Below are 21,099 nucleotides of genomic sequence, written 5' to 3' on the forward strand. Positions count from 1 at the left end.
TTCATATGTCAACTAAAAAGGACGCGTATTCGCGTTTCCCATTAGAAGCCGCCGGAAGACTGGGTAGCCCGTGCCAAACGAACAAAGCCCGCATTTCCAGGGAAATGCGGGCTTTTGCAAATGGATGCGGCTCAGGGCCGCTCACGCTCAGCGGCTGGGCTTGAAGCCGCGCTTCTGCGCGTCGCGCGGAACGAAGACCTTGCCGCCGCCGGCATGCCCACGGGGAGCAAAGCCGTCGCCGCGGCCGGCACCACCGCCAGCGCCACCGCGCGGAGCGCTGTCGCCCCACCCCGGCTTGCGGCCGTAGCCACCGTCTTCACGGCCACCGCCGAAGTTGGCGTTGCCCTGGTTCTGGAAGCCGCGCGGCGCACCAGCGCCGGGGCCGCGCGAATTGCGATCGTTGAAGCCGCTGGCGCCGGCATAGCCGCCACCATTGCCGCCACCGTATCCACCGGCGTTGCCGCCGCGATGACCACCGCCACCGAACTTGCGATCGCGCGAATGGTTGTCACGGCCACGGCCGCCGAAGTCGCCTTGCGGACGCGATTGCGGGGCACGTTGTTGCGGCTCAAGACCCGGAATCACTTCGGACTTGAATTGCTGGCGGCTGTACGACTCGATGTCGAAGATCCGGCGGCGATCGCGCAGTTCGGCGAAGGTCACGGCAATGCCGTCACGGCCTGCCCGGCCGGTACGGCCGATGCGGTGGGTGTAGTCCTCGGCCTTCATCGGGAGGCCGAAGTTGAACACGTGCGTGATGGTCGGCACGTCGATGCCGCGCGCAGCCACGTCGGTGGCGACGAGGATCTGCACCTGGCCCTGACGCAGTGCCATCAGGCGTCGATTGCGCAGGCCCTGGCTCAGCGCGCCGTGCAACGCGACGGCGCTGAAGCCGTCCTGTTGCAGGTCGTTGGCAAGACCGTCGCACTCGACCTGCGTGCTCGCGAACACGATGGCCTGGTTGATGGTGGTGTCGCGCAGCCAGTGGTCGAGCAGCTTGCGCTTGTGCTGCGTGTTGTCGGCCCAGAAGAGGACCTGCTTGATGTTGGCGTGCTTTTCCTGCGGGCTGTCGATCGTCACGCGTTGCGGCTCGCGCATCACGCGGGTAGCCAGTTGCTGGATGCGCGGCGCGAAGGTTGCGCTGAACATCATCGTTTGCTGGCGCTCGATGGTGAGTTGGTTGACTTCGGCGAGGTCGTCCGAGAAGCCCAGGTCGAGCATGCGGTCGGCTTCGTCGACGACGAGGAACTTGACCTGGTCGAGCTTGATCTGCATCGAGCGCTGCAGGTCGAGCAGGCGGCCCGGCGTGGCGACGACGAGGTCGGCGTTCTGCAGGCGCGCGATCTGCAACTGGTAGGGCATGCCGCCCACCACGTTGGCGATGCGCAGGCCGCGGCAGTGCTTGACGAGGTCGATCGCGTCGTGTGCGACCTGCTGGGCAAGTTCGCGCGTGGGGCACAGGATCAGAGCGCCAGGCGTGGCGGCCTTGAAATGGCGGGCGTTGGTCGGGTCCTTGCGCTTCGGCTTCTTCGGCGGTGCTTCGCCGCGGGCAGCAGCCTCGGCGGCCAGGCGCTGAAATTCAGCCTTGGCAGCAGCCTCTGCTTCGGCCTGGCGTTGCAGCAGGGTGTGCAGCACGGGCAGCAGGAAGGCGGCGGTCTTGCCGCTGCCGGTCTGGCTCGACACCATCAGGTCGACGAAGCGCGTGGGGCCGTCGGCGTGGCCGCTGGCCGTCATGGCACGCGGGATCACCTGTTCCTGCACGGTAGTAGGCTGGGTGAAGCCGAGGTCTTCGACCGCAGCGATCAACTCGGGCGCGAGGCCCAGCTTGATGAAGCCGTTCGGCAGCTTCGGCGCTTCGGCCGGCTCGACGGCATCGAGTGCCTCGAACACGGGAGCGGCGGTGGAAGCGGTGGAGGAGGATTCGAGTTCGCGCGAAGCAGCAGCAACGGCGAATTCATCGGATTGCACAGGCGCGAACTCGCCCTGCGCTTCAAAAGCGTCGGTCATTCAGTAATCTCATACGCGAGCACAGCCGTGGGCGGCGCTCCGTCGGGTGGTGAAAAACATCAACCATCCAACGACGTTCAGCAATGACTTTCGTCTTTGCCGCGGCCCGTTCATTCGGGCGCGATGTGCAAGATAGGGAGATGCAAGAAAACGCTGCAGAACAGCGAAGCCATCGATTATCGCATGGCTCGGGGTTTTTACCTAATCCTGGATGCGGAGGAAGGTTTCACGGTAGTGCGCGAGTTCCTCGATCGATTCGTGGACGTCGGCGAGCGCCGTGTGGGCCTGCTGCTTCTTGAAGGCGTTGTAAGCGGCCGGCTTCCAGCGCTTGGCCAGCTCCTTCAGGGTGCTGACGTCCAGGTTGCGATAGTGGAAATAGGCTTCCAGCTTGGGCATGTACTTCACGAGGAAGCGGCGGTCCTGGCCGATGGTGTTGCCGCACATCGGCGAGCCGCTCTTCGGGATGTAGCGGGAGATGAACTGGATCAGCTGCTTCTCGGCGGTGGCTTCGTCGAGTGTGGAGGCCTTCACCTTGTCGATCAGGCCGCTGCGCCCATGAGTTCCCTTGTTCCAGGAATCCATGGCGTCGAGGACTTCGTCGCTCTGGTGGATGACGAGCACGGGGCCGTCGATACAGGGCGTCAGGTCGGGGCCGGTCACAACGACGGCGATCTCCAGCAGGCGCTCCTTTTCGGGGTCGAGACCGCTCATTTCGCAGTCCAGCCAGACGAGGTTCTGGTCGCTCTTCTTGAGCGTGGCTGCGGGCGCGGGCGCAGCCGATTCGATGGATTCGGGCATTCGGCGATTGTCGTCGATGACCCTGAGGGCGTCCGGGCTTCCCGCACTGGGAGCGCCCTTTTCGCCGACAGGGCAACCGGCGCGCCCCGAGGCCGCGGGCTAAACTCGACCGCCATGCCCGCCCCCACGTTCACCTCCCTCGCCTTCACCCTGGCCTTTGCCCTTGCGCTGGTCGCCGGGCTGGTCGTGAAGTTCTGGCTCGCCACTCGGCAGGTGCGCCACGTGGCGCGCCATCGCAATGCGGTTCCTCCGGTCTTCGCGCAGGCCATCACGCTCGCCGCACACCAGAAGGCCGCGGACTACACGATGGCCAAGACCCGCTTCGGAATCATCGAAATGGCTTGGGGCGCGGCGGTGCTGCTGGGATGGACCTTGCTCGGCGGCCTCGACCTGCTCAACAAGTTGCTGCTCGGATGGCTGGGCGGCGGCATGCTGCAGCAACTCGCCCTGCTCGCCGCCTTCGCGCTGATCGGCGGCCTGCTGGAACTGCCCTTCACGTTGTGGCAGACCTTCAAGCTCGAGGAACGCTTTGGGTTCAACAAGATGACGTGGCGGCTTTGGTTCGCCGACGCGATCAAGGGCATGCTGCTGGGTGCGCTGATCGGCCTGCCGATCGCGGCGCTGATCCTTTGGCTCATGGGTGCCGCCGGCAGCCTTTGGTGGATCTGGGCCTGGGGCGCGTGGATGGCGTTCAACCTGTTGCTGATGCTGGTCTATCCGACCTTCATCGCGCCGATCTTCAACAAGTTCCAGCCGCTGGACGATGCGGCCCTCAAGGACCGCGTGAACGCGCTGATGCAGCGCTGCGGCTTCGCGGCCAAGGGCCTGTTCGTGATGGACGGCAGCACGCGCAGCGCGCACGCCAATGCCTATTTCACGGGCTTCGGCGCCAGCAAGCGCGTGGTGTTCTACGACACGCTGCTGCGCCAGCTCAATGCCGGCGAAGTCGAGGCGGTGCTGGCCCACGAACTGGGCCACTTCAAGCACAGGCACGTCATGAAGCGGATGGTGGCGATGTTCGCGCTGAGCCTGGCGGGCTTTGCCCTGCTGGGCTGGCTCTCGACGCACACGTGGTTCTATACGGCCCTGGGCGTGCAGCCGAACATGGCGGCACCCAACGATGCGCTCGCCATCCTGCTCTTCATGCTGGCGGTGCCGGTCTTCGGCTTCTTCGTCGCGCCGCTGCCGGTGCTGATCTCGCGCAAGCACGAGTTCGAGGCCGACGCCTACGCGATTGCGCAGACCAGCGGCGCCCATCTGTCGGCGGCCTTGCTCAAGCTCTACCAGGACAACGCGTCGACGCTCACGCCCGACCCGGTCTTCGTCAAGTTCTACTACTCGCACCCACCCGCCTCCGAGCGCCTCGCACGCATGGCCGCGACCAGCCCCTGAAAGCCGACGATGAGCAGCATGTTCAAGACCAAGGATTGGAAGACGCACGCACGCCGCGCCATGAGCGCCACGGAAATCGTCGCGAGCCTGGCACGGCTGGAAGGTTGGAAGCTGACGGGCGACGGCGCGAACGTCGCGATCGAGAAGACCTTCAACTTCGCGAACTACTTCGAGACCATCGCTTTCGTGAACGCTATGGCGTGGGTGGCTCACCGGCAGGACCACCATCCCGATCTCTCGGTGCATTACGACCGCTGTGTCGTGCGCTTCAACACGCACGATGTGGGCGGCATTTCGTCGACCGATTTCGAGTGCGCTGCGCAAGCCGATGCGCTGATCGCGGATTGAGCCCGATGGAACGCGCCCTTGGCTAAGCAGCGCGGCGGCACGGCCAGCGGCGTGGCGCTGCGCGACGGGCTGGTGGTCGCAAGCCACGGCCGCCACTGCCTCGTCGAGACGCCGGAGGGCGAACGCCTGATCTGCCATCCGCGCGGAAAGAAGAGCCAGGCCGTCGTGGGCGACCGCATCCAGTGGCAGGCGAGCGAGGATGAAGGCACGATCGAAAAGGTCTTGCCGAGAAAGAACCTGTTCTATCGCCAGGATGAGATCCGAACCAAGTCGTTTGCGGCCAATCTCGACCAGGTGCTGATCCTCATCGCGGCGGAGCCGGAGTTTTCCGAGACGCAGTTGACGCGCGCGTTGATCGCGGCGGCCGCGGAACGCATCACACCCGTCATCGCGCTCAACAAGAGCGACCTCGCGGTGCCTTTCGAGCGGGCCTGGGGGCGGCTGGCGCCCTACCGGCGCATGGCTTATCAGGTCGTGCCGCTGGCGCTGACCGCGTCGGATCAGACGGATCGGGCGACGCTGTCGACGATGCTGGCCGGCAAGACCACGCTGGTGCTCGGCCCGTCCGGCGCCGGGAAAAGCACGCTGATCAATCTGCTCGTGCCCGGCGCAACCGCGCTGACGGGCGAGATCTCGCAAGCGCTCAACTCGGGCAAGCACACGACCACCAGCACGACGTGGTACTGGGTGGACGCGGCACGAAGCACCGGGCTCATCGATTCACCGGGTTTCCAGGAATTCGGGCTGCATCACATCGAGGCGATGCAGCTGGCGCACCTGATGCCCGACATCGCCGAGCACGCCACGGATTGCAAGTTCTACAACTGCACGCACCTTCACGAGCCGGGATGCGGGGTGATCGCGCAGGTGGATTCGCCCGACCATCCGGGCGCGATCAGCGCCTCGCGTTACAGGATCTACGGCGAGTTGTTCGCCGAACTGACCCAACCCAGGTACTGAGGTCGCCCCTGGCCTCGCCCGTTTCGTGCGGCTCTGGCGCCCCCTACCCGGCGGGCCAACCCCAGCGCCCTGGCAAAGCCTGTTCCGCGGCTGCTGCGCCGCTTGCATGGCCCTGGGGCGCTAATGTGCCGGAAGGATGTCGGCCAGCGCTCCGACCAACGTCGTGCACTGGTCGCGCGTGCCGATCGTGATGCGCAGGTACTGGGCAATGCGCGGCTGCTTGAAGTGACGCACGAGCACGGCCCGCGCCCGCAGCGACGCCGCGAGTTCGGCTGCATCGTGCCCCGGGTGACGCACGAACAGAAAATTCGCCTGCGAAGGCAGCACCTCAAAGCCGAGATCCTCCAGCTGCAGCACAAGGCCTTCGCGGGTGTCCACGATGTCGTCACGGGTCTTGGCGAACCACGCCTCGTCCTCAAGCGCGGCGATGGCACCTGCGCAGGCGAGCCGGTCGATCGGATAGGAATTGAAGCTGTTCTTGACGCGTTGGAGCGCATCGATCAGATGCGCCTGTCCGCACGCGAACCCGAGGCGCAGGCCCGCCAATGATCGCGACTTGGAGAGGGTCTGCACCACCAGCAGATTCGGGTATCGCGCAATCAACGGTAGTGCGCTTTCAGCGCCGAAATCGACATAGGCCTCATCGACCAGGACCACGCGATCGGGGCATGCCCCGAGCAGTGCCTCGATGCGGGAAAGCGGCAGGCCGATGCCGGTCGGCGCATTCGGGTTCGCAATCACGATGCCGGCGCAGCCTGCAGCCGCGCGTGCGGCCAAGGCAGCGTCGTCGATACGCAGCGCGTCATCCACTGCATGCAACTCGCACGCGATGTCGTAGAGCTGCGCGTAGACGCGATAGAAGCTGTACGTGACGTCGGGAATCAGCAGCGGCTCGGCTTGCTGGAAGAAGGCGAAGAAAGCATGGGCCAGGACCTCGTCGGAGCCATTGCCCGCGAACACCTGTTTGCTGTCCAAACCATGGCGAATGGCGATCGCTTCACGCAACCGGGTGGATTCGGGGTCTGGATAGAGCTGCAATCCACTCTCGGCCGCAGCGCAGATGGCATCGATCGCTCGCGGTGAAGGTGGATACGGGTTCTCGTTGGTGTTGAGCTTGACGAGATTCGCGATACGCGGCTGCTCGCCCGGCACGTAGGGCTCGAGGCCCGCGATGCGCGGACTCCAGAAGCTTGGAACCTTGGACACGTCCGACCCCTGGCGGACCGCCTCAACCTAGCAAGCGCGCCAGGGTGAGCAGGGCCAGCAGCACCATCCACATCACGACCGAGCGCCACACGAGGCCGACCACGCTGCGCAGATGCGCCGGCTCGGGCTCGCGCCCCGGCGTGCTGCCGCTGTCGGGGCCACGTCCGTTGACGAACGATTCACCGGCCTGTGCACGCGACAATGGATCGGTGACCGGCATCACGCTCAGCGCACCACCGCCGAGCCGGACGTTCACGGCGCCCGAGGTCGCCGCGAGGATCACGCCGTCGTTCTCGTTCGGAAAGCGGCGCGCATCATTGCGCCAGCAATCGATCGCCTCTTCGAAGCTGCCGACAACGGCGAAGCCCAGCGCGGTGATGCGCGCGGGCAGCCAGTCGATCACGCTCCACGCACGGTCCGCGGCCTGCTGCACCCAGATGCTGGACGGTTGCGTCGAGGCGCCGTTCTTGTGCGCCCAGTAGCGCGATACGAATTCGCTCATGCGGTAGAACACCGCGCCTGCAGGCCCGAGACCCACGGCCGCAAGAATCGAGAACCAGGCGAGCACCCCAAAGACGTGCCGATGCGCCGCAATCACCGAGTGCTCGATCACATGTCGCACGATCTCGCTGCGTGGCAGGTTGGCCGCATCGACATGCTGCCAATGCGCGAGCAGCGAACGCGCGAGTGCTTCGTCACCTTCGTCGAGCGCATCGCGAATGCCTGTGAAGTGGTGACTGAACTGGCGAAAGCCCAGGGTGACGTAAAGGATGGCGATGCTCCACAGCACCGCGAAGGGCAATCCGAGCGTGAGGATCAGGAGCCAATGCACGGCGAGCGCGAGCACGGTCGGCACGAAGACCGCCAGCGACCAGGCCACCCAGCCGTGATGCGGCTTGCCGGCATCGAAGTTGCGGCTGGTCCAGCGCGTCCACGCGAGCACGCCGGCGTACACGGGGTTGTGATACGCGAGCGGACGCACCTGCTCGATCAGCAACGCGCACAGGATGGCAAAGAAGCTCATTGAAGGATTCTAGAACCGCCGGATTGACTCATTTCGGGCCGGGCCTCGGGCATTACCCGCGGCCCGCCATCGCAAGTCCATGTGCCCGGGAAAAGACCGGGTCAAGCGCTCAGGAAGCGGTAGAGGTTGCGAAGCATGCCTGCCGTCGCCCCCCAGACGTACCGCTCGTGGGGGCCGTCCTGGTAGGGCATCGACAGCCATTCGCGCGACATCTGGTCGGCGCCGACCAATGAATGGCGGCGATGGTTCGCCGGATTCATCAGGAATCGGAAGGGCACTTCGAAGGCTTCCGCGACCTCGTGCGGATTGATCGCCAGCTCGAAATCCGGCCGCACGAGCGCGACGACCGGCGTCACGATGAACGAAGTGACGGTCGTGTACGTCGGCAGGCTGCCCAGCACTTCGATGTACTCCGCCGACAGGCCGACCTCTTCCCAGGCTTCACGCAGCGCGGCAGCAGCGATGTTGGCGTCCTCGGGGTCCACGCGACCGCCGGGAAACGCCACCTGGCCTGAATGCGTCGACAGGTTCGTGGTGCGCTCGGTCAGCAGGACGGTGGGTTCGTCCCTCATCACGATGGGAATGAGCACGGCCGCCTGCGCCGGCGGCCGGTCGAACATTCGCGGCTCGCGCCGCATCTCAGGGGTCCACGCAGGGGGCGCAGCGAACCGTGCGCGCAACGCGCGGGCGCTGAAGCGATCGTGGGGGACCGCCGGCAGGCCGATGTCGATCCCGCTCACCGGCACCGCACGCGGATCGAAGGACGGCAACACCGGCGGGATGACGGCATTGATGGTTTCGACGGGAGAAGCGCGCATGGACGATGAGAGGGTAGTCAAAAAAATACTTACGGAGTTAAACGGTGCAAGAACCGCGCGCGGATGACACGCGGCCCCCAAACTAAATCACGATCGCCCCGTTCCATGGAGGCACCAATGCAAAAAGCCGCCTCGGACGGCGGCTTTTTGCGCGACAAGCGGATGCTGCTTATTGAGCGGCCGACGCTGCCGACGACTTGCCCGGCAGCTTTTCCTTGATGCGAGCCGAACGGCCGCTGCGATCGCGCAGGTAGTACAGCTTGGCGCGGCGCACATCGCCACGACGCTTGACTTCGATGCTGGCGATCAGCGGGCTGTAGGTCTGGAACGTGCGCTCCACGCCTTCGCCGCTGGAGATCTTGCGCACGGTGAAGCCGCTGTTGAGGCCGCGATTGCGCTTGGCGATCACGACGCCTTCGTAGGCCTGCAGACGCTTGCGGTTGCCTTCGACGACTTTCACGCTGACGATGACCGTGTCACCGGGCATGAAATCGGGGATCTTCTTGCCGAGCCGGGCGATTTCTTCCTGCTCGAGGGTCTGGATGAGGTTCATGATTTCCTGATGTTCGATCATGTCCACGCTACACAAAAGGCGCCTTGCTCGACGAGGTCGAATGCCGGCGCGGCTGGGCAGAGGATCGGAGAACCGAAGATTATAGCTTTTTTTGAAGCGTCTTTTCATCCGCCGCGCTGAGCCGGCCTGCGCTTCGGGCTGAATCGATGAGATCAGGGCGCTTGTCGCGGGTGATGAGCAGCCGCTGGTCGCGGCGCCAGCGCTCGATCTGGACGTGGTGGCCGGACATCAAGGCGGCGGGCACACCCTCACCGCGCCATTGCTCTGGGCGCGTGTAGTGGGGGCAGTCGAGCAGGCCATCCAGCGCCGGATTGAAGCTGTCCTGAACATGGCTGGCTTCATCGCCCAGCACGCCAGGCTGCAGCCGCGCGACCGCATCCAGCAAGGCCATCGCGGCAATCTCGCCGCCCGACAGCACGAAGTCGCCGAGGCTGATCTGGTGAGTGACTCTCGCGTCGATGAAGCGCTGGTCGATGCCCTCGTAGCGGCCGCATACCAACACCGCGCCTTCGCCGGCCGACCAGCCTTCGACCGTCTCATGCCGCAGGGTTTCGCCGATCGGCGAGAACAGCACGACGGGTGCGGAAGTGCCGCGCGCAGCCAGCGCCGCATCGAGGCACGCCGACAGCGGCTCGGCCATCATCACCATGCCGGGACCGCCTCCGAAGGGCCGGTCGTCCACTCGCCGGTAGTTGCCTTCGGCGAAGTCGCGCGGATTCCACAGCACGACCTCAACCTGCTTCGATTCGTATGCGCGGCGCGTCACGCCGCTCGCGAAGAACGGCGCAAAAAGTTCGGGGAACAGTGTGAGAACGTCGAAGCGCATGAAGGCGCCGAGCCGGCCCGGATCAGTAGTCGGGCTGCCAGTCGACCGTAATCAGCCGACCTGCCAGATCGACCTTGTCGACGAAAGCCGAGACGAAAGGAACCATGCGTTCCACCGGCTTGTCGCCTTCCTGTGCGTCGAGCACCAGCGTCGTTTGCGGGCCGGAGGCCAGCAACTCGCGTACCGTGCCCAGCGCAACGCCCTCGCGATTGACGACCGCGAGGCCGATCAGGTCGACCCAGTAGTACTCGTCATCGCCTGCGGTTGGAAAGCTCGAACGGGGTACGAAGACCCGCGCACCGCGCAGCGCCTCGGCCGCATTGCGGTCCGGCACGTCCTCCGACGAGGCGACGATGCAGTCGGAATGTTCCTTGGCCTCGCGGATGGCGAGCCTGAACGCGCGGCCCGTTGCTGCGCCCGGGGGCTGCAGGAACCAACGCTTGGAAGAAAAAAGTGCCTCGGGTTGGGCACTGTGGGGCAGAACCTTGAACCAGCCCTTGATGCCCCAGGCGTCGGCGATGCGCGCCACTTCGATCGCATCCGCCGGCAATTCGGCGGTCTCGAGTGTGGGCAGCATCGCCGGGCCGGCGGCTTAGGCAGCCGCTTTGGGAGCGGCAGCCGCGGCCTGCTTGATCAGGCGGGTCACCGTCGGGGAAGCTTGCGCGCCAACGCTCTTCCAGTAGGTCAGGCGATCCTGCGCAATGCGGATGCTTTCTTCATTTTCCTTGGCGGTCGGGTTGTAGAAACCCAGGCGCTCGATGAAACGGCCATCGCGGCGAACGCGCTTGTCCGACACGACGATGTTGAAAAACGGACGGCCTTTGGAACCGCCGCGGGAGAGTCGAATGACGACCATGATTTATCCTTCGGGTGGTGCAGCAAACCCGAAAAGGTTCGCCCACAGTGTTCTTCCAGCGTCGAGACACGCGACATGGCCACCCGGCCAGCGACACGCTGAAAAGCCCTCGATTATAGCCCGCTATTCATTTTTCCCCTTCCTTGGCCTCGCCAAGCGCTTTCCGAATGACCCTGATTCGACCCAGCCGCGACGAAGATGTCGCCGCCATCACCGCCATCTATTCCCACCATGTGCTGCACGGCACGGGCACCTTCGAAACCGAGCCGCCGACCGCCAGCGACATGGCCGCCCGCCGGACCGACGTCCTCTCCAAGAACCTTCCCTACCTCGTCGCCGAGCGCGAGGGCGAACTCCTCGGCTTCGCCTACTGCAATTGGTTCAAGCCGCGTCCCGCCTATCGGTTCTCCGCCGAGGACTCGATCTACCTCGCCGACAGCGCCCGCGGGCAAGGCCTCGGTGCCAAGCTGCTCGCCGCACTCGCCCAGGCCGCCGAGTCCGTCGGAGTGCGCAAGCTGATCGCGGTGATCGGCGATTCCGCCAATGCGGGCTCCATCGGCGTGCACCGTGCGCAAGGCTTCAGCCATGTGGGTGTGTTCAAGGACTGCGGCTGGAAATTCGGCGAATGGCGAGATGTCGTGCTGATGGAGAAGGTACTGGGCGAAGGCAGTTCGACCAAACCCGAATGAAAAACAAGACCGTGGCTGCGTGGCTCGCCTTCCTGGGCGGCCCGCTGGGGCTGCATTGCTTCTATCTTCGTGGCTTTTCAAGCCTGCTCGGATGGCTGCTCCCGATTCCGACCGCTCTCGGGCTGTACGGTATCGAACGCATCCGCTCCCACGGCCTCGACGACGGCTTGAGCTGGGCGCTGGTTCCGCTGCTCGGCTTCACCATCTCCGGCTGCGCGCTCACCGCCATCGTCTACGGATTGATGTCACCGGAAAAATGGAACGCCCGTTACAACCCGGGGCGTGCCGATAGTGCGACCAGCACGGCCGGCAACACGAACTGGCTCACCATCGGCGCGATCGTCCTGGCGCTGTTCTTCGGCAGCACCATCCTGATGGCCAGCCTGGCGTTCAGCTTCCAGCGCTACTTCGAGCACGAGATCGAAGCAGGCCGGAGGATTTCCCAATAGGCAATCAGAAGACCTGGATGCCGATCCAGTAGGCGATCGCGGCGACGAAGGCAGACGCGGGGATCGTGAAGATCCAGGCCCACACGATGTTGCCGGCGACGCCCCAGCGCACCGCGCTCGCGCGCTGCGCCGCGCCCACGCCAACGATCGCGCCGGTGATGGTGTGGGTGGTCGACACCGGAATGCCCAGCGCCGTCGCCAGGAACAGCGTCAACGCGCCGCCCGTCTCGGCACAGAACCCGCCCACCGGCTTGAGCTTGGTGATCTTCTGCCCCATCGTCTTGACGATGCGCCAGCCTCCGAACATGGTACCGAGCGCAATCGCGGCATAGCAGCTGACGATCGTCCAGGTAGGCGGCGAAGCCGCATCGGCTGCTGCATAGCCGGTGGCGATCAGCAGCATCCAGATGATGCCGATGGTCTTCTGGGCATCGTTGCCGCCGTGACCCAGGCTGTAGGCGCCGGCCGAGACCAGTTGCAGGCGCCGGAACCATCGGTCCACCCGCGACGGCGTGGACCGCCTGAATCCCCAGGCGACTACCACCATCATCATCGAACCCAGCAGGAAGCCCAGCAGCGGCGAAACGAAGATGAATGCCACCGTCTTCCAGATGCCCGCGGCGACCAAGGCGCCCGACCCCGCCTTGGCGATCACCGCGCCCACGATGCCGCCGATCAGCGCATGTGACGAGCTGCTCGGAATGCCGTAGTACCAGGTGACGAGGTTCCAGCTGATGGCACCCACCAGCGCGCCGAAGACGACATGCACATCGACGACCCCCGGTTGCACGATGCCCTTGCCAATCGTCGCCGCCACGCTCAGGTGGAACACGAAGATCGCGATCAGGTTGAAGAAGGCCGCAAAAACGACCGCCTGGCCGGGCTTGAGAACACCGGTCGACACGACGGTGGCGATCGAATTCGCCGCATCGTGAAATCCGTTCATGAAGTCGAATGCGATGGCCAGCGCGACCAGCACCACCACCACCCAGAGGGCGACCTGAACCGTTTCCATTCGAAACCCGCGGGCTCAGGAGTTCTCGAGGACGATGCCCTCGATCACGTTGGCGACGTCCTCGCACTTGTCGGTGATCGTTTCGAGCAGCTCGTAGATGGCCTTGAGCTTGATGACCTCGCGCACGTCCGGCTCTTCGCGGAACAGCTTGCTCATCGCACTGCGCATCACGCGGTCGGCATCGGACTCGAGCCGGTCGATCTCCTCGCAGGTCTTGAGCGTTGCTTCGGCCGTCGCCGGGTCGGTGATCTTGCCGAGGAACTTGACCGCGTCCTTCACCCGTTCGCAGCACTTCACGCTGAGCATGGTGAGGCGAGTGATTTCCTCGGTCATGTGGCGCACGTCGTAGAGCGCCATGGTTTCCGCCGAGTCCTGGATGAGGTCGGCCACGTCGTCCATCGTGTTGATCAGCTTGTGAATCTGCTCGCGGTCGATCGGCGTGATGAAGGTCTTGTGAATCAGGCGATTGACGTCATGGGTGACGCGATCGGCCGCGCGCTCGGCGTTGTCGACATCGCGGTTGTACTGCTCTCGCAGGTGCAGATCGTTGTAGTTGGCCACCAGATGCTCGAAGGCGCGCGCGGCTTCGACGATACGGTCGGCGTGCTGATTGAACATCTCGAAAAAATTCCCCTCACGGGGCAGCAGCTTGCCGAACATGGCGCTCTCCTGGGTTCGCGGTGGTCACAGCGCAGATGTGTGACACCTTCGTGAAAAACCGCGCAAGTGTAATGGGCGGGCCTGAACGCGGCTCTCAGAGCCGCTCGATCCGTTGGTCGGCCACGAGGGCGATCTGCTCTCGGGTGACTTGCTCCGGCGCGACTTCGGCGAGCGGCAAGAGCACGAATGCGCGTTCGTTCATGCGCGGATGCGGAAGGGTGAGGGATTCGGTTTGAACCGCGACATCGCCATGGCGCAGCAGATCGAGGTCAAGCGTGCGCGGCGCATTGCGATAGGGGCGCTGGCGGCCCGCGACAGCCTCCAGGCGATGGAGCTCAGTCAACAGCGCGTGCGGATCCAGGGCCGTCTCCAACGTTACGACGGCGTTGATGAAATCCGGGCCCGTCGCATCGACGGGAGCAGTCCTGTAGAGCGATGAACGCGCCATCAAGCGCGTATCCGGCAAGGCTGCCAGGTCAGCGATGGCGCGCTCCACGGTCTCGCGCGCATCGCCAAGGTTGGCCCCGATCGCGACGTAGGCCTTCACGGTCATTCAGCGGCGACGCTGCTGCCGGACTCCCCTCCGCCAGTGCGCGGCTTGCGGCGGCGGCGGCGCTTGCGCGGCGCGGCGGCGACTTCGCCGTCGGGCGGCAGAGCCGGCTCGGCCTCCGCCTTGGGCGCAGCCGCCCGATGCCCCGGGGACGCATCCGCCGGCGCACGCGCCGGTACGCGTTGGCGTGCCTTCTTGTGCTGTTCGTCGCGCACCTGGTCCATCAGGTCCTGGCGGCGAACATCATCGGCGGTGCTGAATTCCTGCCACCACTCGGCGATCGCCTCGCCGACTTCGCCGACGTCGGCACGCAGCCGCATGAAGTCGAATGCCGCGCGGAAGCGGGCTTGGTCGACCAGGCTGTAGGGTGTGGCACCGCTGCGCTTGTCGAAGCGCGGCTGCATCATCCAGATCTCGCGCATGTCCGCTGCCAGCTTGCCGCGGCCCGAGACGTCGCCAATACGCGCGTTGAACACATCGTCGATCGAATCCTGCAGCGCCGGGAACGGCGCCTGCGGGCGTTGGCCGTGCCGCGCGTCCATGCGCTTTGCCCAGCCGTCGCGCACGTCCGCCCACAGCACGCAGGCCAGCAGGAAGCTCGGCGCGACGGGCTTGCCTTCCCCGACGCGGCGGTCGGTGTCCACCAAGGCCGCGTTGACGAAGGGTTGCTCGGCGCGCTCGACCACGACGTCGAGCAGTGGGTAGATACCGGTCGCGAGGCCCAGCTTGCGCAGTTGCGCCACGGTCGCGACCGCATGGCCAGTCTGCAGCAGCTTGAGCATCTCGTCGAAGAGGCGGCTTTGCGGCACATCGGCCAGGAGTCGGCTCGACTCGACCAGCGGCGCCGCCGTCTTGGGTTCGAGCTTAAAGCCGAGCGCAGCCAGCTTCGCCGAGAAGCGGATCGCGCGAATGATGCGCACCGGGTCTTCGCGATAGCGTGTGATCGGGTCGCCGATCATGCGGAGCGTGAGTTTCTTCGCGTCCTTGATGCCGTTGTGATAGTCGACCACGATCTCGCTGGCCGGGTCGTAGTACATCGCGTTGACGGTGAAGTCGCGCCTTGCAGCGTCTTCTTCCTGCGGGCCCCAGACGTTGTCGCGCAGCACGCGGCCGCTGGCGTCGACGGCGTGCTTCATGCCGGCGAGTTCACCCTTGCTCGTGCGTTCGTTGCCGGCCACCTGCTCGGCGCCCGCGCTGTCCATGTAGGCGCGGAAGGTCGATACCTCGATCACCTCGTGTTCGCGCCCGCGGCCATACACCACGTGCACGATGCGAAAGCGCCGGCCGATGATGAAGGCGCGGCGGAAGAGGCCCTTCACCTGCTCGGGCGTGGCGTTGGTCGCGACGTCGAAGTCCTTCGGCCGCAGGCCCAGCAGCAGGTCGCGCACCGCACCGCCGACCACGTAGGCCTCGAAGCCGGCGCCTTGCAGGGTGGTTACAACATTCTTCGCACGTTCATCGACCAGCGCCGGATCGATGCCATGCACCGAGGCGGCGACCTCCTGGCGTTTGCCGAAACGGGCCTTGCCGAGCGGCGCATCACCGGATTTGCCGAGGAGTTTGTCGATGAATTTCTTGATCATTGGGAGGGAGGGTTCGGTGCGCTGGGCACCCTATTCATTTTCGAGCATCGACCGGATCAGCGGGATGGTGATCGCGCGCTGCGTCTGCAAGGCATAGCCATCGAGCTGCGTGAGCAGTTCCATCAGGCTTCCGAGGTCGCGGCTGAATCGATGCAGCATGTAGTCGAGCACATCGTCCGACAGCATCAGGCCGCGCGTGTCCGCGGCTTGGCGCAGGACCGCGCGCCGCTCGGTCTCGCTCAGCACCTGCAAGTGGAACACATGGCCCCAGCCGAGGCGCGTGCGCAGGTCCTCGCGCAGATGCAGATCGGCCGGAGGCACGGCACCGGCCGCGACGACGCCTCGTTGCAGGCTCTGGGCATTCACGAACCAATTGAACGCCGCATGCTGCTGGACCGCGGTGAAGAGATGCACGTCATCGAGCAGCACGGCACCCCATCGCTCGTCGAATTCTGGCGGATTCGACATCGCCGGGGTCAGCCAGCCGACGCCGGCACCCTGCTCGCGCAACGCGCCGCCGACCGCTTCAAGCAGATGGGACTTGCCGCAACCGCCCTCGCCCCACAGATAGGTCGGCACCGGGGAATGGAGCGTGGGCGCGCGCGCGTCGCCGACCCACAGCGTCAGGTGACGCAGCGCCGGCTCGTTCGGACCGGCGAAGAAGCCCGCCAGCGTCGGACCGGTCGCCAGGCCGATATCGAGCGCAAGTTGCTTCATGCCAGGACCGCTGCGAGCGGCTGAGGGGGCGCGGATGACGCGAAAGAAGGGTTCATGGGGCAGGACTGAACAAGCCTGAGGGAGGGCAGCCGATGAGCGCCCTTAAAATCGTGGCGAATTCTATCGGCCCGACCGCATCGGTTGCCGGCGTCATTGTCCTCCTCCTTCCGCCCCTCCCTTCCTCCAGTCCGGCCCGCCATGAACTCCAACTCCACCACTCCGCTCAGCTACAAGGATGCGGGCGTCGACATCGACGCCGGCGACGCGCTGGTCGACCGGATCAAGCCCCTCGCCAAGAAGACCATGCGCGAGGGCGTGCTGGCCGGCATCGGCGGGTTCGGCGCCCTGTTCGAAGTGCCCAAGCGCTACAAGGAACCGGTCCTGGTGAGCGGCACCGACGGCGTGGGCACCAAGCTCAAGCTCGCTTTCGAATGGAACATGCACGACACCGTGGGCATCGACCTGGTGGCCATGAGCGTGAACGACGTGCTGGTGCAAGGCGCCGAGCCGCTTTTCTTCCTTGACTACTTCGCCTGCGGCAAGCTCGACGTGGACACGGCCGCGGCGGTGGTGGGCGGCATCGCCCGCGGCTGCGAACTCAGCGGCTGCGCGCTGATCGGTGGCGAAACGGCCGAGATGCCCGGCATGTACCCGGCCGGCGAGTACGACCTCGCGGGCTTCGCAGTCGGCGCAGTCGAGAAGTCGTTGATCCTGACCGGACAGGACGTCAAGCCCGGCGACGTGGTGCTGGGACTGGCCTCGTCCGGCGTGCACTCCAACGGATTCAGTCTGGTGCGCAAGGTGATCGAGCGCGCGGGCGACGCCCTGCCCGCGACGCTGGACGGCAAGCCCTTCCGCGAAGCCGTGATGGCGCCGACACGCCTCTACGTGAAGCCGGTGCTCGCCGCGCTTGCCAAGCACCCCATCAAGGCCCTGGCGCACATCACCGGTGGCGGCCTGCTCGAGAACATCCCCCGCGTGCTGCCCGAGGGAACGGCGGCCCATCTGCGCAAAGGCAGCTGGCCGCAGACCGAACTCTTCGCCTGGCTGCAGAAGGTCGCCGGCATCGACGACATCGAGATGAACCGCACCTTCAACAACGGCATCGGCATGGTGGTGGTGATCGACGCGGCCGAAGCCGCCGCCTGCGCAGCCACTTTGCGCGCGGCCGGCGAAACGGTGCACGAGATCGGCGTCATTGCCGAACGCGGGGCCGGCGCGCCAGTCGTCGTCGCCTGAACAGCCTGCGCCGCGTGAGCGAGCTGACCCGCACCCCGTCGCGTTCCCTGGTCACGGCGAGCTATCTGCTCATTGCCGGGACCCTCCTTTTGATCATGTGGCAGGGCTTGCTGCCGGGCCTGCTGTGCGTGTGCATCGGCTTCCTCGGCACGCGCTGGATCGCCCGGCTGCTGCATTCGGGCCTTCGCCGATCGAGCAAGATCAGCGCGAACGACCCGGCATGGGCCATGACGCCGCCGTTTCCGCGCATCACCGCAGCGACCGTCGTGATGCTGGCGCCGATCGGGCTGCTCATCCTCGGCTTTTCGGAGGCGCGCGAATTTGTGCTCAACGCGCCGGAGCAATACCAGGAACTGCTTGATTTCGTCGCGCGGACGGTGCTGGAACTGCGCCTCAAGCTGCCGCCGGACATCGCCGCCTACCTGCCGGAAGGCGCCGCGGAAGTACAGCGAACCATCGCCGGCTTCCTGCGCGCGCAGGCCGGCTCGCTCGCGCTGACAGGCCGGGCGTGGCTGGGCGGGCTGCTGTTCGCCTATGTGGGCCTGATCATCGGCTCGCTGGCCGCCATCGCGACGCAAATCCCTTCACGTCGTCCGCTCGCCCAGCAGCTCAAGGAACGGATCGTCCTGTTCGGCGAGGCCTTCGGCCAGATCGTGGCGGCGCAGTTCTGGATCGCCGCCTTCAACACCTTCCTGACGGCCATCTTCCTGCTGTTCCTGCTACCCGCATGGGAGATGGAACTGCCCTATACGCCGGCGCTGATCACCTTGACCTTCGTCGCCGGGCTGGTGCCGATCGTCGGCAATCTCGTGTGCAACACGGTGATCACGCTGGTGGGCCTGTCGGTGTCGCCCCTGGTCGCGCTGGCCTGCCTGGCGTTCCTGATCCTGATCCACAAGGCCGAATACCTGATCAACGCCAAGGTGGTGGGCAGCCGCACGCAGATGGCGGTGTGGGAGCTTCTGGCCGTGATGTTCGTGGCCGAGGCGGTGTTCGGCCCGGCCGGACTGGTCGCAGCGCCGCTCTTCTATGCGTACCTCAAGAAAGAACTGAAGGCGGCAGGGCTGGTCTAGAAGGCCATGTCCTGAATTGATCGATTCCAGTCCGACCCAGCACGGACGAATCGGCTCCCATACGTGAGAATTTGGCGCATCATCCACCTTTCGCCAGGAGTTGCTGCGTCATGAAGAGCTGTCTGATAGTGATCGACGTACAGGAGTCGTTCCGCCACCGCCCCTATTTCGGCGAGCGCGACCTGCCCGCCTACCTCGGCGCCCAGAACGCGCTGATTTCGGGGTTTGCCGCCGCTGGCGCTCCCATTGTCCGGATCTTCCACAGCGACGGACCCGCCGTGGCGAGCAATTCCTTCGCCGTCGAATCGGGGCATGTGCGGCCGCTCGAAGGGCTGGCCGACTTCGAGGCCGCGGCGACCTTCACCAAGCGCCGCCACAGCGCGCTGGTGGGCACCGGACTGGACGTCTGGCTGACGCAGAACCGCATCGACCGCCTCGTCATCAGCGGCATACGTACCGAGCAATGCTGCGAGACGACGGCGCGCCACGCCTCCGACCTCGGGTGGCAGGTCGACTACGTGCCCGAAGCCACGCTGACCTTCGACATGGTCCAGCCGGACGGCAGACCGCTGACCGCGGCCGACATCAAGGCCCGGACTGCCACGGTCCTCGACGGGCGGTTTGCCAAGATCTGCGGCGCGGACGAAGCCCTCGCGCGCCTCGACGCCAGCGCACGGGAAGCGGCGTGACCGCCACCACGCTGCGCGTCGCGATCCTCGCGTTCGACGACGTCGAGGCGCTGGATCTCGCCGGCCCCTACGAGGTCTTCACCACGGCCAGCCGCATGGCCCAGCGAGCCGCGCCGGACGCGCCACCGCTCTTCGAGGTGGCGTGCGTCGCGCGCAGCCTGGCGCCGGTGCGCATGCGAGCCGGGCTCTCCGTGCTGCCGGGGCATTCGTTTGCCGAAGCGCCGCCCGCGGACGTCCTGATCGTGCCGGGCGGCGTGGTCGACGACGCGATGCAATGCACCGCCACGCTGCAGTGGATTGCAAGCGCCAGCCGCGATGCCCGCATCACCGCGTCGGTCTGCACCGGTGCCTTCCTGCTGGCGGCCAGCGGCGTGCTGCGCAACGAGCGCATCACGACCCACTGGGAAGACATCGCGGACCTGCGCACCCGTTTTCCCTCACTCAACGTACAGGAAGGCTTGCGCTGGATCGATCAGGGCAGCATCGTCACGTCGGCCGGGATCACCGCCGGCATCGACATGAGCCTGCACCTCGTGGCCCGGCTGGCCGACGAGGCGCTGGCCCTGCGCACCGCGCGTCAGATGGATTTCGCATGGACGAGGCCCGACTAGCCGACGGCGCACCCATCCGCGTCGTCTTCGCACTGCTGCCCCACAGCCTGATCCTCGATTGGGCCGGCCCGGCGGAAGCGCTGCGCATTGCCAACAGGCTGCTGGTCACGAGCGGCAGGCAGGCCCGCTTCGAACTCGTCTTCGCCAGCCCCCGGTCGACGTCGACGAGTTCCGTCGGCGTCGATCTCGCGGGGCTGCAGCCGCTACCGTCGCACTGGGACGCTCCGGCGTGGGTGGTGGTGGTCGGCCTGCCGGGTGACACGGTGGCCGTCGACAACGATCAGGCTCAGGCGCTGTTGCACTGGTTGCGCGGCCTGCGGCTCGAGAGCGGACGACTGGACCTCATCACGATCTGCGCCGGCACCCTTCTCGCGGCCCACGCGGGCTTGCTGAACGGAAGGCGCGCGACAACGCATCACCACCATCTGGACGAACTGCAACGTGCCGCCCCGCGCTGCGAGGTGGTCGCCAACCGCGTCTTCGTCCTGGATCCACCGCTGTACAGCAGCGCCGGCGTCACGACAGGCATCGACCTCACCCTTCAACGCATCGCCGAAACCTGCGGGGAATCGCTCGCCGCGCGCGTGGCGCAGACGATGGTCGTCGCCATGCGGCGCGGCCCGAACGACCCGGAACTGTCGCCCTTCCTCGCCTATCGCAACCACCTGCATGCCGCCCTGCACCGCGTGCAGGACGCGGTCAGCGAACAACCCCAAGCCGACTGGACGGTCCCCCGCATGGCCGACGTCGCCCACACATCGCCGCGACACCTGACACGTCTGTTCGTCGAGCACACCGGTGTAGCCCCTCTGGCCTACCTGCGCCGCCTGCGCCTCGCGACCGCGCAACTTGCCCTGCAATCAGGCGCCAACGTCACCCGCGCCGCAGGCATCTCGGGCTTCGGCTCCGACACCCAACTCCGCCGAGCCTGGCGCCAGTTCGGACTTCCAGGCTCCCCTTCAGCCTCCGGCTCCCCGGGGAGGGGCGGCGGCCACGCGAAGTGAACAAGCCTGGG

24 protein-coding genes are annotated in these 21,099 nt (G+C 65.9%); 10 read left to right on the top strand and 14 right to left on the bottom strand.

Features of this window, described 5'->3' with window-relative positions; translation table 11 throughout:
* Nucleotides 1-147 precede the first annotated feature (147 nt).
* Complete coding sequence (locus QTH97_RS07025) at nucleotides 148-2,007, bottom strand: DEAD/DEAH box helicase (protein WP_286567374.1); 1,860 nt, start codon at nucleotides 2,005-2,007, stop codon at nucleotides 148-150.
* A 201-nt stretch (nucleotides 2,008-2,208) separates the two neighbouring features.
* Nucleotides 2,209-2,805 (bottom strand): oligoribonuclease, encoded by a 597-nt coding sequence (gene orn, locus QTH97_RS07030; protein WP_286567375.1) that lies wholly within the window; start codon nucleotides 2,803-2,805, stop codon nucleotides 2,209-2,211.
* A 114-nt stretch (nucleotides 2,806-2,919) separates the two neighbouring features.
* Between orn and QTH97_RS07035 the strand changes: the two genes are divergently transcribed.
* The 3 genes from QTH97_RS07035 to rsgA are packed head-to-tail and all read left to right on the top strand — an operon-like array spanning nucleotide 2,920 to nucleotide 5,505.
* Complete coding sequence (locus QTH97_RS07035; RefSeq protein WP_286567376.1) at nucleotides 2,920-4,197, top strand: M48 family metallopeptidase; 1,278 nt, start codon at nucleotides 2,920-2,922, stop codon at nucleotides 4,195-4,197.
* Nucleotides 4,198-4,206: 9 nt separating this feature from the next.
* A complete protein-coding gene (locus QTH97_RS07040; RefSeq protein WP_286567377.1) occupies nucleotides 4,207-4,545 on the top strand; it encodes a 4a-hydroxytetrahydrobiopterin dehydratase in 339 nt (112 codons plus the stop codon).
* An 18-nt stretch (nucleotides 4,546-4,563) separates the two neighbouring features.
* Nucleotides 4,564-5,505 (top strand): ribosome small subunit-dependent GTPase A, encoded by a 942-nt coding sequence (gene rsgA / locus QTH97_RS07045; protein ID WP_286567378.1) that lies wholly within the window; start codon nucleotides 4,564-4,566, stop codon nucleotides 5,503-5,505.
* Between the two features lie 120 nt (nucleotides 5,506-5,625).
* Here rsgA and hisC read toward each other — a convergent pair whose 3' ends face one another.
* The 7 genes from hisC to rpsP all read right to left on the bottom strand — a co-directional run bounded on the left by hisC (nucleotide 5,626) and on the right by rpsP (nucleotide 10,809).
* On the bottom strand, nucleotides 5,626-6,711 hold the full coding sequence (gene hisC / locus QTH97_RS07050) for a histidinol-phosphate transaminase (RefSeq protein WP_286567379.1): 1,086 nt from the start codon (nucleotides 6,709-6,711) through the stop codon (nucleotides 5,626-5,628).
* A gap of 22 nt (nucleotides 6,712-6,733) precedes the next feature.
* Entirely contained in the window at nucleotides 6,734-7,735 is a 1,002-nt protein-coding gene (locus QTH97_RS07055) for a CobD/CbiB family protein (protein ID WP_286567380.1), read from the bottom strand.
* Between the two features lie 101 nt (nucleotides 7,736-7,836).
* Complete coding sequence (locus QTH97_RS07060) at nucleotides 7,837-8,553, bottom strand: CoA pyrophosphatase (RefSeq protein ID WP_286567381.1); 717 nt, start codon at nucleotides 8,551-8,553, stop codon at nucleotides 7,837-7,839.
* A gap of 169 nt (nucleotides 8,554-8,722) precedes the next feature.
* Nucleotides 8,723-9,106, bottom strand: coding sequence for a 50S ribosomal protein L19 (gene rplS, locus QTH97_RS07065; RefSeq protein ID WP_286567562.1), 384 nt, complete (start codon nucleotides 9,104-9,106; stop codon nucleotides 8,723-8,725).
* A gap of 100 nt (nucleotides 9,107-9,206) precedes the next feature.
* Nucleotides 9,207-9,953 carry a tRNA (guanosine(37)-N1)-methyltransferase TrmD gene (trmD, locus tag QTH97_RS07070; protein ID WP_286567382.1) on the bottom strand — a complete coding sequence of 249 codons (747 nt, stop codon included), beginning with the start codon at nucleotides 9,951-9,953 and terminating at the stop codon, nucleotides 9,207-9,209.
* A 22-nt stretch (nucleotides 9,954-9,975) separates the two neighbouring features.
* Entirely contained in the window at nucleotides 9,976-10,530 is a 555-nt protein-coding gene (gene rimM / locus QTH97_RS07075) for a ribosome maturation factor RimM (protein WP_286567383.1), read from the bottom strand.
* 15 nt (nucleotides 10,531-10,545) lie between these two features.
* Complete coding sequence (gene rpsP, locus QTH97_RS07080; RefSeq protein WP_028248676.1) at nucleotides 10,546-10,809, bottom strand: 30S ribosomal protein S16; 264 nt, start codon at nucleotides 10,807-10,809, stop codon at nucleotides 10,546-10,548.
* Nucleotides 10,810-10,976: 167 nt separating this feature from the next.
* Here rpsP and QTH97_RS07085 point away from each other — a divergent pair, with 167 nt between their 5' ends.
* Nucleotides 10,977-11,498 carry a GNAT family N-acetyltransferase gene (locus QTH97_RS07085; protein WP_286567384.1) on the top strand — a complete coding sequence of 174 codons (522 nt, stop codon included), beginning with the start codon at nucleotides 10,977-10,979 and terminating at the stop codon, nucleotides 11,496-11,498.
* Nucleotides 11,495-11,947, top strand: a complete 453-nt coding sequence (locus QTH97_RS07090) for a TM2 domain-containing protein (RefSeq protein ID WP_286567385.1) — start codon at nucleotides 11,495-11,497, stop codon at nucleotides 11,945-11,947. The genes QTH97_RS07085 and QTH97_RS07090 overlap by 4 nt, the downstream gene beginning before the upstream one ends.
* A 4-nt stretch (nucleotides 11,948-11,951) precedes the next feature.
* On the opposite strand, the gene QTH97_RS07095 is transcribed toward QTH97_RS07090, so the two are convergent.
* The 5 genes from QTH97_RS07095 to hda all read right to left on the bottom strand — a co-directional run bounded on the left by QTH97_RS07095 (nucleotide 11,952) and on the right by hda (nucleotide 16,472).
* Nucleotides 11,952-12,962 carry an inorganic phosphate transporter gene (locus QTH97_RS07095; RefSeq protein ID WP_286567386.1) on the bottom strand — a complete coding sequence of 337 codons (1,011 nt, stop codon included), beginning with the start codon at nucleotides 12,960-12,962 and terminating at the stop codon, nucleotides 11,952-11,954.
* Nucleotides 12,963-12,977: 15 nt separating this feature from the next.
* The gene (locus QTH97_RS07100) at nucleotides 12,978-13,622 is read right to left on the bottom strand and encodes a DUF47 domain-containing protein (RefSeq protein WP_028248672.1); all 645 of its coding nucleotides are present in this window, start codon (nucleotides 13,620-13,622) and stop codon (nucleotides 12,978-12,980) included.
* Nucleotides 13,623-13,716: 94 nt separating this feature from the next.
* Nucleotides 13,717-14,175: a 2-amino-4-hydroxy-6-hydroxymethyldihydropteridine diphosphokinase gene (gene folK / locus QTH97_RS07105; RefSeq protein WP_286567387.1), complete on the bottom strand. Its 459-nt coding sequence runs from the start codon at nucleotides 14,173-14,175 to the stop codon at nucleotides 13,717-13,719.
* A complete protein-coding gene (pcnB, locus tag QTH97_RS07110; protein ID WP_286567388.1) occupies nucleotides 14,172-15,755 on the bottom strand; it encodes a polynucleotide adenylyltransferase PcnB in 1,584 nt (527 codons plus the stop codon). Before pcnB ends, folK begins: the two co-directional genes overlap by 4 nt.
* Before the next feature lie 30 nt (nucleotides 15,756-15,785).
* Nucleotides 15,786-16,472 carry a DnaA regulatory inactivator Hda gene (hda, locus tag QTH97_RS07115; protein WP_286567389.1) on the bottom strand — a complete coding sequence of 229 codons (687 nt, stop codon included), beginning with the start codon at nucleotides 16,470-16,472 and terminating at the stop codon, nucleotides 15,786-15,788.
* 198 nt (nucleotides 16,473-16,670) lie between these two features.
* Here hda and purM point away from each other — a divergent pair, with 198 nt between their 5' ends.
* The 5 genes from purM to QTH97_RS07140 all read left to right on the top strand — a co-directional run bounded on the left by purM (nucleotide 16,671) and on the right by QTH97_RS07140 (nucleotide 21,088).
* Entirely contained in the window at nucleotides 16,671-17,711 is a 1,041-nt protein-coding gene (gene purM / locus QTH97_RS07120) for a phosphoribosylformylglycinamidine cyclo-ligase (protein ID WP_286567390.1), read from the top strand.
* Nucleotides 17,712-17,806: 95 nt separating this feature from the next.
* Nucleotides 17,807-18,784: an AI-2E family transporter gene (locus QTH97_RS07125; protein WP_444813401.1), complete on the top strand. Its 978-nt coding sequence runs from the start codon at nucleotides 17,807-17,809 to the stop codon at nucleotides 18,782-18,784.
* A 110-nt stretch (nucleotides 18,785-18,894) separates the two neighbouring features.
* Nucleotides 18,895-19,473 (top strand): isochorismatase family protein, encoded by a 579-nt coding sequence (locus QTH97_RS07130; RefSeq protein WP_286567392.1) that lies wholly within the window; start codon nucleotides 18,895-18,897, stop codon nucleotides 19,471-19,473.
* Complete coding sequence (locus tag QTH97_RS07135; protein ID WP_286567393.1) at nucleotides 19,470-20,084, top strand: DJ-1/PfpI family protein; 615 nt, start codon at nucleotides 19,470-19,472, stop codon at nucleotides 20,082-20,084. Before QTH97_RS07130 ends, QTH97_RS07135 begins: the two co-directional genes overlap by 4 nt.
* Complete coding sequence (locus QTH97_RS07140; RefSeq protein WP_286567394.1) at nucleotides 20,066-21,088, top strand: GlxA family transcriptional regulator; 1,023 nt, start codon at nucleotides 20,066-20,068, stop codon at nucleotides 21,086-21,088. Before QTH97_RS07135 ends, QTH97_RS07140 begins: the two co-directional genes overlap by 19 nt.
* Nucleotides 21,089-21,099 lie beyond the last annotated feature (11 nt).

The organism is Variovorax gracilis (assembly GCF_030317115.1).
Lineage (GTDB): Bacteria > Pseudomonadota > Gammaproteobacteria > Burkholderiales > Burkholderiaceae_C > Variovorax > Variovorax gracilis.

Excerpts from the sequence above, each read along its gene's own strand:
- pcnB (WP_286567388.1), bottom strand. The coding sequence starts at position 15,755 with ATGATCAAGAAATTCATCGACAAACTCCTCGGCAAATCCGGTGATGCG.
- purM (WP_286567390.1), top strand. The coding sequence starts at position 16,671 with ATGAACTCCAACTCCACCACTCCGCTCAGCTACAAGGATGCGGGCGTC.
- folK (WP_286567387.1), bottom strand. The coding sequence starts at position 14,175 with ATGACCGTGAAGGCCTACGTCGCGATCGGGGCCAACCTTGGCGATGCG.
- QTH97_RS07025 (WP_286567374.1), bottom strand. The coding sequence starts at position 2,007 with ATGACCGACGCTTTTGAAGCGCAGGGCGAGTTCGCGCCTGTGCAATCC.
- rpsP (WP_028248676.1), bottom strand. The coding sequence starts at position 10,809 with ATGGTCGTCATTCGACTCTCCCGCGGCGGTTCCAAAGGCCGTCCGTTT.
- rimM (WP_286567383.1), bottom strand. The coding sequence starts at position 10,530 with ATGCTGCCCACACTCGAGACCGCCGAATTGCCGGCGGATGCGATCGAA.
- QTH97_RS07040 (WP_286567377.1), top strand. The coding sequence starts at position 4,207 with ATGAGCAGCATGTTCAAGACCAAGGATTGGAAGACGCACGCACGCCGC.
- QTH97_RS07140 (WP_286567394.1), top strand. The coding sequence starts at position 20,066 with ATGGACGAGGCCCGACTAGCCGACGGCGCACCCATCCGCGTCGTCTTC.
- QTH97_RS07090 (WP_286567385.1), top strand. The coding sequence starts at position 11,495 with ATGAAAAACAAGACCGTGGCTGCGTGGCTCGCCTTCCTGGGCGGCCCG.
- orn (WP_286567375.1), bottom strand. The coding sequence starts at position 2,805 with ATGCCCGAATCCATCGAATCGGCTGCGCCCGCGCCCGCAGCCACGCTC.
- rplS (WP_286567562.1), bottom strand. The coding sequence starts at position 9,106 with ATGAACCTCATCCAGACCCTCGAGCAGGAAGAAATCGCCCGGCTCGGC.
- trmD (WP_286567382.1), bottom strand. The coding sequence starts at position 9,953 with ATGCGCTTCGACGTTCTCACACTGTTCCCCGAACTTTTTGCGCCGTTC.
- QTH97_RS07085 (WP_286567384.1), top strand. The coding sequence starts at position 10,977 with ATGACCCTGATTCGACCCAGCCGCGACGAAGATGTCGCCGCCATCACC.
- QTH97_RS07055 (WP_286567380.1), bottom strand. The coding sequence starts at position 7,735 with ATGAGCTTCTTTGCCATCCTGTGCGCGTTGCTGATCGAGCAGGTGCGT.
- QTH97_RS07100 (WP_028248672.1), bottom strand. The coding sequence starts at position 13,622 with ATGTTCGGCAAGCTGCTGCCCCGTGAGGGGAATTTTTTCGAGATGTTC.
- QTH97_RS07130 (WP_286567392.1), top strand. The coding sequence starts at position 18,895 with ATGAAGAGCTGTCTGATAGTGATCGACGTACAGGAGTCGTTCCGCCAC.
- QTH97_RS07035 (WP_286567376.1), top strand. The coding sequence starts at position 2,920 with ATGCCCGCCCCCACGTTCACCTCCCTCGCCTTCACCCTGGCCTTTGCC.
- QTH97_RS07060 (WP_286567381.1), bottom strand. The coding sequence starts at position 8,553 with ATGCGCGCTTCTCCCGTCGAAACCATCAATGCCGTCATCCCGCCGGTG.
- hda (WP_286567389.1), bottom strand. The coding sequence starts at position 16,472 with ATGAAGCAACTTGCGCTCGATATCGGCCTGGCGACCGGTCCGACGCTG.
- QTH97_RS07095 (WP_286567386.1), bottom strand. The coding sequence starts at position 12,962 with ATGGAAACGGTTCAGGTCGCCCTCTGGGTGGTGGTGGTGCTGGTCGCG.
- QTH97_RS07125 (WP_444813401.1), top strand. The coding sequence starts at position 17,807 with ATGTGGCAGGGCTTGCTGCCGGGCCTGCTGTGCGTGTGCATCGGCTTC.